This is a genomic window from Leucobacter sp. BZR 635, assembly GCF_048061935.2.
Taxonomy (GTDB): domain Bacteria; phylum Actinomycetota; class Actinomycetes; order Actinomycetales; family Microbacteriaceae; genus Leucobacter.
Window position 1 is genome coordinate 79,709 of the sequence record NZ_JBLUNZ020000051.1, and the last position, 12,027, is coordinate 91,735.

At 67.4% G+C, this 12,027-nt stretch carries 12 protein-coding genes and 1 riboswitch; of the genes, 10 read left to right on the top strand and 2 right to left on the bottom strand.

Going from position 1 to position 12,027, the window contains the following annotated elements:
* Positions 1–124: 124 nt before the first annotated feature.
* On the bottom strand, positions 125–1,027 hold the full coding sequence (locus ACI1US_RS10890) for a hypothetical protein (RefSeq protein ID WP_461640388.1): 903 nt from the start codon (positions 1,025–1,027) through the stop codon (positions 125–127).
* A 281-nt stretch (positions 1,028–1,308) separates the two neighbouring features.
* Positions 1,309–1,403: riboswitch (TPP riboswitch) on the top strand.
* Between ACI1US_RS10890 and thiM the strand changes: the two genes are divergently transcribed.
* From thiM to ACI1US_RS10905, 3 genes are all read left to right on the top strand, one after another.
* The gene (gene thiM, locus ACI1US_RS10895; protein ID WP_461640390.1) at positions 1,394–2,377 is read left to right on the top strand and encodes a hydroxyethylthiazole kinase; all 984 of its coding nucleotides are present in this window, start codon (positions 1,394–1,396) and stop codon (positions 2,375–2,377) included. It overlaps the preceding riboswitch by 10 nt.
* A complete protein-coding gene (thiE, locus tag ACI1US_RS10900) occupies positions 2,374–3,018 on the top strand; it encodes a thiamine phosphate synthase (RefSeq protein WP_461640392.1) in 645 nt (214 codons plus the stop codon). Before thiM ends, thiE begins: the two co-directional genes overlap by 4 nt.
* Complete coding sequence (locus ACI1US_RS10905; protein ID WP_461640394.1) at positions 3,015–4,568, top strand: bifunctional hydroxymethylpyrimidine kinase/phosphomethylpyrimidine kinase; 1,554 nt, start codon at positions 3,015–3,017, stop codon at positions 4,566–4,568. The genes thiE and ACI1US_RS10905 overlap by 4 nt, the downstream gene beginning before the upstream one ends.
* Positions 4,569–5,289: 721 nt before the next feature.
* Here the strand turns inward: ACI1US_RS10905 and ACI1US_RS10910 are convergent.
* Entirely contained in the window at positions 5,290–6,237 is a 948-nt protein-coding gene (locus ACI1US_RS10910; protein WP_461640396.1) for a tRNA uridine(34) hydroxylase, read from the bottom strand.
* Between the two features lie 408 nt (positions 6,238–6,645).
* Here ACI1US_RS10910 and rpmB point away from each other — a divergent pair, with 408 nt between their 5' ends.
* The 7 genes from rpmB to ACI1US_RS10945 form a co-directional block, all read left to right on the top strand.
* A complete protein-coding gene (gene rpmB / locus ACI1US_RS10915) occupies positions 6,646–6,882 on the top strand; it encodes a 50S ribosomal protein L28 (protein ID WP_059059407.1) in 237 nt (78 codons plus the stop codon).
* Positions 6,882–7,049: a 50S ribosomal protein L33 gene (gene rpmG / locus ACI1US_RS10920; protein WP_017792805.1), complete on the top strand. Its 168-nt coding sequence runs from the start codon at positions 6,882–6,884 to the stop codon at positions 7,047–7,049. The genes rpmB and rpmG overlap by 1 nt, the downstream gene beginning before the upstream one ends.
* A gap of 2 nt (positions 7,050–7,051) precedes the next feature.
* Entirely contained in the window at positions 7,052–7,357 is a 306-nt protein-coding gene (gene rpsN, locus ACI1US_RS10925) for a 30S ribosomal protein S14 (RefSeq protein ID WP_042544304.1), read from the top strand.
* 272 nt (positions 7,358–7,629) lie between these two features.
* Positions 7,630–7,908, top strand: a complete 279-nt coding sequence (locus tag ACI1US_RS10930; RefSeq protein WP_416549939.1) for an HU family DNA-binding protein — start codon at positions 7,630–7,632, stop codon at positions 7,906–7,908.
* 78 nt (positions 7,909–7,986) lie between these two features.
* Entirely contained in the window at positions 7,987–9,486 is a 1,500-nt protein-coding gene (locus tag ACI1US_RS10935; protein ID WP_416549938.1) for a DHA2 family efflux MFS transporter permease subunit, read from the top strand.
* A gap of 144 nt (positions 9,487–9,630) precedes the next feature.
* On the top strand, positions 9,631–11,499 hold the full coding sequence (locus tag ACI1US_RS10940) for an ABC transporter ATP-binding protein (protein WP_416549940.1): 1,869 nt from the start codon (positions 9,631–9,633) through the stop codon (positions 11,497–11,499).
* Positions 11,500–11,636: 137 nt separating this feature from the next.
* Positions 11,637–12,027: FAD-binding oxidoreductase (locus ACI1US_RS10945; protein WP_461640399.1), on the top strand; the 391-nt coding region annotated here is incomplete at its 3' end.

Sequence of the window (12,027 nt, forward strand, 5' to 3'; positions counted from 1 at the left end):
GGGTCTTTCAGCTGCTGGGCAACCCCGACCTCGCCGAGAACATATCGTGTGAGCGGCGATCGCGCGTGAGGGCACCTCCCAATAGGGCAGTGGTGCGCTCGTTACGACGTCACGCAGATGCGAGTTATTCGACCGAGTCGGTCGAATCCTCGTGTTTGCGCTGCTGCGTGAGCTGTTTGCGCTGCTGCGTGAGCTGCTTGCGCTCGGCGCTCAGCTGCTTCCGCTCCGCACGGCGCACCTGTCGGGGCACGCGGGGCGGGATCGCGGCGAGATTCTCCGGATAGACGAAGGGGACGGGGCCGAAGGCGACGCGCGCCGACCGAACGACGCGGCGGCCGAGCATGCGGTTTCCCGTGCCGCCGATGACCGCGCCGACACCGTAGGGAATCGCCTTCCCGATCACCGACGCGGTACCCGTCTTCGCGAGCTTCTTCAGGAACATCGACCGCAGCTGATCGAGGGCAGGGGTGACGAGGTTCTTCGGCATTGCCGTCGTGACGATCTCGCTCCAGAACGCCCCGCGCGCCATTCCCCCGGCGACCTGCCCGGTGACCTGGCGGAGCAGGGTTGCGCCCTCCTCACCAAGCATGAGCGCGAGGATGAGCGTGTGGGTGCGGTCGCGGTCGGTGAGCACGATGCCATGGACCTCCGCGACGGCGTGCGCGAACAGGGCGGTGGCCTCGATGAAGCCGAGGGTTTCGGCACTGGCGAGCGCGAGCGCGGCCGCTGTGCCCACGGCGGGGATCGCTGCCGCTGCACCGACTCCCGCGCCGCCAGCCATGACGGTGTTCACATAGTGGCGTTCGAGCATCTCGACGAGCTGCTGCGGGTTCGCGCCGGGGTGGCGCGACCGGATGCGCTTGAGGTGCGCGAGCACGATCGGGCGCTGCACGGTGAGCACGCCGTCGAGCGCCTTGGCCACCATTGGGTGGTGCTGCTGCGAGCCCGATGCCGAGGCGGCCTGCGGCGCAGCATCGATGACGATGATGGGCTCCTCAGGTCGGGGCGCGTAGCGGTACTCAGTCATAGCAACATGCTACGGAGCGACCCTGTGCGTAAAGTATCTGTTCGCTGTAGGGAGACGGCGCCCGGGCGGGGTCGACGCCGGGGCTGCCATCGGGCCGGGCTGCCCCGCTGCCGCCCCGGTTGTCCCGCTGAGCGGCCGGGTGGCCCCGCCTGCCGCCCCGCCCCACTGCCCCGTCTTTTCCATTCTGAGCCTTGTGCAGCCCGGAAACAGCTCACGGAGGAAAACTCGGGTCAGAACAGACGCGGTTTGACGGGGCGTGAGCGCCGTGGGCTAGGCTGGCCAGCAACGACACGGGGTGCCGCAACCAGCGGCTGAGATCAGACCCGTCGAACCTGCTCTCGGTAATACGAGCGAAGGGATGTCCCTATGCACGCACCATTTTCCATGCCCGCAGAAGCGCTGGGGGAGGTGACGGCAACACTGCTCGCCCGGCTCCGGCGGCGCGCGCCGCTCGTGCACAGCATCACCAACGGCGTGGTGCAGGGCTTCACTGCGAACACCCTACTTGCGCTCGGAGCGGCCCCCGCGATGGTCGACATCACGGGCGAGGCCGGGCTCTTCGCCCAGGCAGCCGACGGGCTGCTCATCAACCTCGGTACGCCGGCACCCGAGCAGCGCGACGCGATGCGCGAGGCCGTCGCGGGAGCGAACGCGGCCGGCACCCCGTGGGTGCTCGATCCCGTCGCGATCGGCTCGCTCCCGATCCGCACGGCGCTCGCTCACGAACTCGTCGCGCTGCGTCCGACCGCGTTGCGCGGTAACGCCTCCGAGATCCTCGCCCTCGCAGGGCTCGGCGCGGGCGGAAGGGGAACCGACGCGGCCGACGCGAACACCGCGGCGCTGCCGGCGGCGGCGCAACTCGCGAAGGATCACGGCTCGGTCATCGCCATCTCCGGCCCCGAAGACCTCATCCACACCGATGGCCGCACGGTCCGCGTGCTGGGTGGCGACTCGCTGCTCACCCGCGTCACGGGCGGCGGCTGCGCTCTCGGGGCGGTCGTCGCGGCGTTCCTTGCCGTCTGCGACGAGACCGGCGATGCCGATGCTGCTGCGGCGGTCGCTGCCGCCCACGCCGTGTATGGCCTCGCGGCCTCGGTCGCCGCGGCGGGTTCGGATGGCCCAGGGAGCTTCGCTGTGCGGCTGCTCGACGAGCTGTCGCTGCTCACTCCCGAGCGGGTGCGTGCGGAGGCGAGGTTCGCTGAGTTCGCGCCGGGGGATCTCACAGATCTCGCAGATCCCGCAGACACAGCGGATCCCGCGGGTCCCGCAGACACCGCCACCGCCACCACCGCCACCGCGGCCACCGCGGCCGCGGCCACCGCGGCCGACACAACGGAGGCCCGCGCATGAAGCTCGACCTGTACCTCGTCACCGACGCCGCCCTCTCGGGGGAGCGCGGCGTCGTGGAGACGGTGCGCCAGGCCGTGAACGGCGGCGTCACGATCGTGCAGCTGCGCGACAAACACGGCTCCGCCGCAGAGCAGCTCGGCGAGCTCGAACAGCTCGCCGTGGTGATCGACGGCCGCGCGGATCTCGTCATCAACGACCGCCTCGACGTCGCGGTCGCAGCACGCGCTCGCGGGCTGCGAGTCGGCGTGCACCTCGGGCAGGGCGACGACGCGGTGACCCGCGCCCGCGCCGAGCTCGGGCCAGACGCGTTGGTCGGTCTCAGCGCGAACACCCGCGAGCACTTCGATGCCGTCGCGCGGATGGATCCCGGCACCGTCGACTACCTCGGCGTTGGGGCGATCCGCCCCACCACGACGAAACCCGACCACCCACCGGTGCTCGGTATCGAGGGGTTCCGCGAGCTTGCGGCGCTCACCGAGCTGCCGTGTGTCGCGATCGGCGGCGTGCAGCTCGCCGACGTCGCCCCGCTTCGCGCAGCTGGCGCGGCCGGCATCGCGCTCGTCTCGGCGCTCTGCGCCGCACCCCACCCGGCGGAAGCCGCCCACATGTTTCTTTCTGAGTGGCAGGAGGCCGCCCGATGAACGCAGTTGCAGAACCCCAGACCCGCCAGATCCCGAACATCCTCTCGATCGCGGGAACAGACCCGACGGGCGGCGCGGGCATCCAGGCCGACCTGAAATCAATTGCTGCCGGCGGCGGCTACGGCATGGCTGTCGTCACCGCGCTCGTCGCGCAAAACACGCAGGGCGTGCGCGAGGTGCACGTGCCCGACACGGCGTTCCTGCGGGCGCAGCTCGACGCCGTCTCCGACGACGTGCGTATTGACGCGCTGAAGATTGGGATGCTCGCGAACGCCGACGTCATCACGACGGTGGCCGCCTGGCTGAGCGAGGTGCGTGATCGGGCGGCGACATCGGGAGCCGTAGCGCAGCCCGCGTTCCCCGTCGTGCTCGACCCGGTAATGATTGCTGCGAGTGGGGATCCACTGCTCGAACCCGACACCATCGAAGCGCTGCGGGCGCTCGTGCCGCTCGCCGACCTTGTCACGCCGAACCTGTTTGAGCTCGCTGAGCTGGCAGGGGAACCGCTCGCTGCCGACTGGGCCCAGGCGCTCGCCCAGGGCGCGCGGATTGCAGAAACCTACCGCGTCCGCGTGCTCGTGAAGGGCGGCCACCTGGCGGGCGACAGCGCCCCCGACGCGCTCGTCGCGCCGGGTGGTGAGGTGACGGAGTTTCCGGGGGCGAGGATCCACACCCCGCACACGCACGGCACCGGCTGCTCGCTCTCCGCAGGGTTAGCGGCGCGGATTGCGCGCGAACCCGGCGACTGGGCGACCGCGACCCGCGAGACCAAGGCGTGGCTGCGCGAGAGTCTTCAGGCGGCTGAGCGGCTGAGCGTGGGCGAGGGATCGGGGCCGCTGCTCCACCTCGCGGGGCTCTGGCAGCGCGGTGGCCTCACCACGGCTCCCACTCCGGAGTCGATCCGCGCGGAATGGTGGGAGGGCATCGCGCAGGTGCGCCAGGAAACCGACGACCTCGGATTCATTCAGGGGCTCGCCAACGGCACGCTCGAGCGTGAGCACTTCCTCGAGTACATCGCGCAGGACTCCGTCTACCTCATCGCCTACTCGCGGGCGCTCGCCCGGGTATCCACGCTGGCCCCGACCCCCGAGGAGCAGGCGTTCTGGGCGCGGGCAGCGAACGGGGCGATCATGGGGGAGTTCGAGCTGCACCGCGCCAGGCTCGGCGACGACGAGCCGATTGAGGTCGCGATCCAGGCCCCTTCAGCTGCGACGAGCGGCTACACGAACCACCTGCTCGCCGCGAGCACCAAGGACTACGCCGAGGCGGCGGCCGCGATGCTGCCCTGCTACTGGGTGTACGCGGATCTCGGGCAGCGGCTCCTCGCAGGCGAGATCCACGAGCGCGCGAAGTCGGCCGAGCACCCGTATGCGGAGTGGATCAGGACCTACGACGACCCCGGCTTCGCCGCCGATAACGAGACCGCTATCGGCTACGTGGCCGCCGCGGCGTCCGCGGCAACTCCGGAGACACGGGAACGGATGTGGCGCGCCTTCGAGGCCGCAACGATCTGGGAGCGGGAGTTCTTCGGGCAGACGCCGGCCGGGTAGATTGCGGCCTGCGGGTAGCGCGTAGTGAAGCATCCGCGCGCTGCCCGGGTCTTGTCTGGGCCATCCTGCAGCTGCGAACACGCTGCCTGGAAAAGCAATTGCCCCAGCGCGGCGATCTGAAAGACCTCGTCTGGGGCGTACGTAGTTAGTCTAAACCGGCTGTTCATAATTGAAGGTGTCGGGCCACGGTGGGGAGTCGTAACGAGTGCGGTCTTCCCTTACCCGCCGAGAGGCCAGAACCACCTGCAGCGACGAAAGCACCGGAGGGGTTGCGGCAGGCATAAGGCCCGCGCCCATCTGCCCTGCCGGGGCGAGGGCGCAAGTGCTCGAGGCAGCAGTCAGCGCGCACGTTGGCACGAGGTTGTGTTGAAGCGGAAGTGGCTCCGGCGGGAGTGCTGCAGGGGCTCCCGCGCTCGCTACTCGGCTGACGGCGTCCGGTTGCTCTGGGTGGTTTCCACCGTGCTAATGAACCGCGGGCGCCACAATCCCTAGGGGAGAAGACACGTCGCCTGATGCGCTCAAACACCATGATCTCAGCGAAGTCGTGAGTGATTTACCGTAAATGAACCATGACTTCGCTGAAGTCATGGTTGTTGAGCGTGCCGAATCGCTGAGGTCTACACCTTCAATGGTGGGGAGCCCGGAAACCATACGAGCTCGAATCGCAGGCGCTCTCAGTGAGCGCGCGGGAAATTAGATTCCTCTCAGTTCAGTATTTCGCCTAGCTGGCGTGAGGCGCGAGCTGGTGCGCCTCGCAGCGCACGGCCTCGTGCTCGGAGCATGCGACGAAGCGCTCGCGGCAGGATCCCTCGGCGCAGTCGACGAGGTGTGAGGTGGGGGCCTGGCACACGGCGCAGCTGCCGATCACCGCAGCGCCGGGCGCGAAGTCCATCGCCTCGCGGCCGTCGAACACGGCGAGCGATCCCTCCCAGAGGCCGTCGTTGCCGAAGGCCTCACCGTAGCGGACGATGCCGCCGTCGATTTGGTAGACCTCTTCGAAGCCGCGCGCGACCATCGCGGCCGAGAGGATCTCGCAGCGGATCCCACCGGTGCAGTACGTCACGATGGGCTTGCCCTTGATGTCATCGAACGCGCCCGATTCGATCTGAGCGATGAAGTCGTGTGTCGTCTTCACGTCGGGCACAACTGCGCCCTTGAAGCGACCAATCTCCGCCTCCCAGGCGTTGCGGCCGTCGAAGAAGACGACGTCGTCGCCGCGCTCTGCGACGAGCTCGTTCACCGCGGCGGGGGAGAGGTGCGTGCCGCCACCAACGACGCCCGACTCGTCGACGACGGTCTCGGCGGGAATCCCGAATGCGACGAGTTCGTCGCGTACCTTTACGCTGAGCTTCGGGAAGTCAGAGATGGCCTGCCAGGGCACGCTGCGATCGATGCCCTTGAGCAGGTCGGGCGCGACCGTGTCGAAACCGGAGCCCTCGCTCCACTTCACGTCGAGCCCCGAGAACGGCCCGTACTCGCGCGTGCGCTTGAGGTACTGCTTGCACGCGTCGATCTCGCCGCCGACGGTGCCGTTGATGCCGTGCTCGGAGATGATGATGCGGCCGCGCAGTCCGAGTGACTCGCAGAGCTCGCGCTGCCACAGGCGCACGGCCTCGGGGTCGCTCACGGGGGCGAACGCGTAATAGAGGAGAATCTTGGGGTGGCTCACCCTCCCAATGGTACGGCCTCGAGCTGGGCGGGGCTCTGCCGTCAGCCGCCCTCCTCGCAACCTCTCTTCCCCGATTTATTGGAACTGAGTGTTTTTTGGCCTGCGTAAGGGTCGGAAGAGATTAATCGAGGGGGAGAGGATCGCCGAGGGCGGGCTGCCGGTCGGAGGTCGGAGAGGATATGGAGGGCAGCCCGGCGGCCAGGCAAGGAGCCAGGCAGGTAGTCAGACAGCTGCGCAACGCCCGGGCGTTGCGCGAGCGGCGCAAAACCCGTAAGCTTAACCCTTGGTCGTGCGCCGTCCCAGTGCATGTACCGCGGGAACCGTTTGTTGAGGAGTGCCTCGGCAGGATCTCGCAGACAAGAAATCTTGGGTGAGGCCGTCCGGCCTCACGGTATGAGAGGAAACATCATGGCAGCAGTGTGCCAGGTGACCGGCGCCGTTCCCGGCTTCGGACACAACATTTCACACTCGCACCGTCGCACCAAGCGTCGGTTCGATCCGAATATCCAGAAGAAGACTTACTTTGTGCCGTCACTCGGCCGCAAGGTGACCCTCACCCTTTCGGTGAAGGGCATCAAGGTCATCGATGCACGTGGCATCGAGGCAGTGGTCTCTGACCTCAAGAAGCGCGGGGTGAAGTTCTAATGGCTAAGGACAAGGACGTACGTCCGATCATCAAGCTGAAGTCGACGGCAGGAACCGGGTTCACTTACGTGACCCGCAAGAACCGTCGCAACACCCCCGACCGCCTCGTGCTCAAGAAGTACGATCCGGTCGTCCGTAAGCACGTTGACTTCCGAGAGGAGCGCTAAGCATGGCTAAGAAGAGCATGATTGCGAAGAACAAGCAGCGCCAGGCGATTGTTGCGCGTTACGCTGAAAAGCGTCTCGAGCTCAAGAAGGCGCTCATCGACCCCAACGGTACCGACGAGAGCCGCGAGGCTGCTCGTGTGGGCCTGCAGAAGCTGCCCCGCAACGCGTCGCCCGTACGCGTTCGGAGCCGCGACGTCATCGACGGCCGCCCCCGTGGCGTGCTGACGAAGTACGGCGTTTCGCGTGTTCGCTTCCGCGACATGGCACACCGTGGCGAGCTGCCCGGCATCACCAAGTCGAGCTGGTAATCGCTCGCTGGTAATCCAGTAGCACCGCTTCACAAGAGGGGCGGGGAAGATCAGAAATGATCCTCCCCGCCCCTCTTTGCGTGCACCCGCGCTGTTCGCTGAGAGCGGTTTCGACACGCGGTTCGGAGGAAAACCGCGGAATCGCGCCGCTTTTCGGCAAACGTAGGGTAGATTCATACCGATCAAACTGATCGGAACCTCTTAGCGGAGGTGACACCCCGAATAGATCAGGGGCCGGCCAACCATCGGTCACCGCCCTGAAAGGACACAACATGGCACTCAACAAGACCGAGCTCGTCGCAAAGATCGCCGCTGAGACTGGCCAGAGCCAGGCTGCAGTTTCGAACGTACTTGACGGCCTGTTCGCAGCTGTCGCTGAGACCGTCGCTGCAGGCGAGAAGGTTTCGATCCCCGGCTGGCTCTCGTTCGAGACCGCGACCACCGCTGCTCGCACCGGCCGCAACCCGCGCACCGGCGAGACCATTGACATCCCCGCTGGCAAGCGCGTCAAGGTTTCGGTTGGCTCGAAGCTCAAGGCTGCCGTGAAGTAGCTTTCATTTCTCGAAACCCCCGTGTGGCTGTTGCCATCCGGGGGTTTCGTGTTTCCGGTCGCAGCGTAAGCTAGTGCGGTGCCCAAGAAAATTACTGATCCCGCAGAGATCCGCCCCTGGGCAGCCCTCTGGACGCTCGTCCTTGGCTTCTTCATGATCCTCATCGACACGACGATCGTGTCGGTCGCGAACCCGACGATCATGCAGAGCCTGAACACCGACATGACCGCGACGCTGTGGGCGACGAGCGCCTACCTGCTCGCGTACGCCGTGCCGCTGCTCATCACGGGCCGGCTCGGCGACCGCTTCGGCCCGCGCCGCGTGTACCTCATCGGACTCACCGTATTCGCGCTCTCCTCGCTCGCGTGCGGCCTCTCGCCGACGATCGAGGCACTCGTTGTCGCGCGAGTCTTCCAGGGCTTCGGCGCGGCACTCATGACGCCGCAGACCATGGCGATTATCACCCGCATCTTCGCGCCGCGCGAGCGCGGCCAGGCGATGGCGGTCTGGGGGATCACCGCGGGCGTCGCCACGCTGGTCGGCCCGATCCTCGGCGGCTTCCTCATCGACGCGGTGAGCTGGGAGTGGATCTTCTTCATCAACGTGCCGGTCGCGATTGTCGGGTTCGTGCTCGCGCTCAAGTATGTGCCGCGCCTGGAGACGCACGCGAACCGCCTCGATTGGCTCGGCGTCGTGCTCAGTGCGGTCGGCATGTTCCTGGTGGTCTTCGGTATTCAGGAGGGCGAGAACTTCAACTGGGGCCAGATCTGGGGGCCGATCTCCGTGTGGCTGCTCATCGGTGTGGGGTTCGTGGTGCTCGGGCTGTTCGTCTGGTGGCAGCACGTGCAGAAGGGCCAGCCGCTCCTGCCGCTGCGCATCTTCCGTGACCGCAACTTCTCAGTCGGCACGTCGACGATCGTCACTGTCGGTTTCGCAGTGACGAGCATGAGCATGCCGCTGATGTTCTTCTTCCAGCTCGTGCGGGGGCTCACGCCCACGCAGTCGGCGCTCATGATGGTGCCGATGGCGGTCATTTCTGCGGGTCTCGCTCGCCCGATCGGCATCTTGATTGACCGGGGCGATCCACGCCGCATCGCGACGGTCGGGCTCTTGCTCGTCGCCGGCGGTATGCTGCTGTACTTTGCGCTGCTCGGGCCGAACACTCCCGTCTTGCTGCTGCTGATCCCGAGCGCGATTCTCGGTGTCGCGAACGCCTGCATGTGGGGGCCGCTCTCGGCGATCACCACGTTCAACCTGCCGATGGATCTCGCCGGGGCGGGCTCCGGCGTCTACAACACCAGCCGGCAGGTCGGAGCGGTGCTCGGGTCAGCCTCGATCACGGCCCTCATGGCGTCGCGGATCAGCGCCGAGCTCGGCGCGGGAGACGCTGCGAGTATGGCGGGCGGGCAGTTGCCCGAGCCGCTGCGTGAGGGCTTCGCGCTCGCGATGGGGCAGTCGCTCCTGCTCCCGGTCGCCGTGATCGCTGTGGGGGCCGCGCTGACGCTGCTGTTCGCGCCGCGGCCGCCGCGCACGGGGCCCGTGCGCGTTACGGCTCCGCCGGTGTCGTCCGCCGAGTAGACGTCCGCCGAGTAAGCGGAGGCTGCCCACACCGCGAGGGATCGGTGCGCCTCGGGCGGGATTCGCGCATTCCGCGTGGGATCGGTGCGCCCGGCCCGGGGTCACGCGGTTGTCCCCGCTGCCCGGTACGCTCATGACATGAGCATGGGTGGAGGCGGCGGTGGCCGCGGGGGTCGGGTGTCCGGCGGAGATTTCGCCGCGCAGCGCAAACTGAACGAGGCGGCCCCGAAGGTGGATCGCCTGGGCTCGCGCATTGCCGAACTCTTCAAGCCCTACAAGGGCCCGCTCGCCGTCATCGTCGTGCTCGTGCTGTTCTCTGCGGCGCTCGGCATCATGCCGCCGCTCATCACGCAGCGGGTGTTTGACGAGGGGTTGTTCCCGGTCGAGGGCGGCGGGCCGAACATGACCGTGCTCGCGTGGCTCGTCGGCGCGATGATTGCGGTGTTCATCATCTCGGCGCTGCTCGGGATCGTGCAGACCTACTTCACCGCCCGCGTCGGCAACCGCGTCATGGGCGACCTGCGCGTGAAGCTGTTCTCGCACCTGCAGTCGATGGAGCTTGGCTTCTTCACTCGCACGAAGACCGGCATCATCCAGTCCCGCCTGCAGAACGACGTCGGCGGCGTCGCGAACGTGCTCACGAACACCGTCTCGAACGTCATCGGCAACACGGTCACCGTGATTGCGGCGGCGGTCGCGATGATCCTGCTGAGCTGGAAGCTCACGATCATCGCAGTGATCCTTATGCCTGTGCTCGTCATCGCGCAGCGTCGCGTCGGCCAGGTGCGCGCCCGCATCGCTGGCAAGACGCAGGAGTCGCTCTCTGAGATGAGCGCGATCACGCAGGAGGCGCTGTCGGTGTCGGGCGTGCTGCTCGCGAAGACCTACTCGCGGCAGACCGCCGAGACCGAGCGCTACGCGAACGAGAACACCACGCAGGTGTCGCTGCAGGTGAAGCAGGCGATGAGCGGGCAGGTGTTCTTCGCGCTCGTCAACGTCTTCCTCTCCGCCGTGCCCGCAATCGTGTATCTCGTGAGCGGCTGGCTCATTGTGCGTGCGACCGGGCAGGGGCTCGACGCGGGCATCACTGCGGGGACGATCGTCGCGTTCACGACGATCCAGTCGCGGCTGCTGTTCCCACTCATGGCGCTCATGCGCGTCGCGCTTGACCTCCAGACCTCGAGCGCGCTGTTCGCGCGTATCTTCGAGTACATCGACCTCAAGCCGCAAATCGTCGACAAGCCGGACGCGCTCGAGCCTTCCGAGGTTGCCGGGGAAGCGGGCCGGATCGTCTTCGACGACGTCGTCTTCGCGTACCCCGATGCGGGGCCCGACGACCGGCCAACGATAGACCATGTCTCGTTCACGATCGAGCCGGGAGAATTCGTCGCCTTCGTCGGGGCCTCCGGCTCCGGCAAGACCACCATCGGTTCGCTCATCCCGCGGCTGTACGACGTGCGCGGCGGCTCGGTGAGCTACGGCGGCGTCGACGTGCGCGATCTCCAGCAGGAGGCGCTCATGGATCGCATCGGAGTTGTCACGCAAGAGCCGTACCTGTTCCACGCGTCGATCGGCGACAACCTCCGGTACGCGAAGCCCGACGCGACCGACGAGGAACTCGTAACGGCCGCGAAGCTCGCGAACATCCACGACACGATCGACTCGTTCGCTGGCGGCTACGACACGATCGTCGGCGAGCGCGGCTACCGGCTCTCGGGAGGCGAGAAGCAGCGCATTGCGATCGCGCGCGTGCTGCTGAAGAACCCGCGCGTGCTCGTCCTCGATGAGGCGACGAGCGCACTCGACACCGTGAACGAGCGCATCGTGCAGCGCGCGCTCGACGACGCGCGCGCCGGCCGCACGACGATCGCGATCGCGCACCGACTCTCCACCGTCGAGGGTGCGGACCGCATCTTCGTGCTCGGCGCGGGGCAGATCCTCGAGCAGGGCACGCATCAGGAGCTGCTTGCGCTCGGCGGATCCTACGCGGAGCTCTACGCGCAGCAGTCCTAGGCTGGGCGAGGCCGCTCGGCGGTGGGTGCCCGTGCCGCGCGGTCGGGAGCGGGTAGCCCCGCGGCACACTTGTAGCGTGCATGCCACTCGAACGGGTGCTAGCCTCTGGGTGTCACCCGCGAGGCAAGGAAGCTGAAATGACGACTCCCCCGACTACGGCTCACGCGTTCGACCCGATGGTGTTGGTTGCGGCGCTCGACAGCGAACGAGTGCTCACTGATCCTGCGGTTACGGGAGCGTACGCGCACGATGACGCAGAGTGGGCTCCGTTTGCGCTGCCGCTCGCCGTCGTGCTGCCACGGAGCACGGAAGAGGTCGCCGAGGTGGTGCGGGCTGCCGTGAGCGCCGGAGTGGCCGTGGTGCCCCGCGGCGCTGGGACGGGGCTCTCGGGCGGCGCGAATAGCTCCGAGAATGCGATCGTTGTGTCTCTCGAGCTCATGCAAGATGTGTTGCAGGTCGACGTCGAGGAGCGCTACGCGGTCACCCAGGCTGGCGTCATCAACGATGCACTGCGCGCGCGGGTGGCGA

Bases quoted from the DNA above. Each gene is read 5' to 3' on its own strand.
- ACI1US_RS10890 (WP_461640388.1), bottom strand. From the start codon at position 1,027: ATGACTGAGTACCGCTACGCGCCCCGACCTGAGGAGCCCATCATCGTC.
- thiM (WP_461640390.1), top strand. From the start codon at position 1,394: ATGCACGCACCATTTTCCATGCCCGCAGAAGCGCTGGGGGAGGTGACG.
- thiE (WP_461640392.1), top strand. From the start codon at position 2,374: ATGAAGCTCGACCTGTACCTCGTCACCGACGCCGCCCTCTCGGGGGAG.
- ACI1US_RS10905 (WP_461640394.1), top strand. From the start codon at position 3,015: ATGAACGCAGTTGCAGAACCCCAGACCCGCCAGATCCCGAACATCCTC.
- rpmB (WP_059059407.1), top strand. From the start codon at position 6,646: ATGGCAGCAGTGTGCCAGGTGACCGGCGCCGTTCCCGGCTTCGGACAC.
- rpmG (WP_017792805.1), top strand. From the start codon at position 6,882: ATGGCTAAGGACAAGGACGTACGTCCGATCATCAAGCTGAAGTCGACG.
- rpsN (WP_042544304.1), top strand. From the start codon at position 7,052: ATGGCTAAGAAGAGCATGATTGCGAAGAACAAGCAGCGCCAGGCGATT.
- ACI1US_RS10930 (WP_416549939.1), top strand. From the start codon at position 7,630: ATGGCACTCAACAAGACCGAGCTCGTCGCAAAGATCGCCGCTGAGACT.
- ACI1US_RS10940 (WP_416549940.1), top strand. From the start codon at position 9,631: ATGGGTGGAGGCGGCGGTGGCCGCGGGGGTCGGGTGTCCGGCGGAGAT.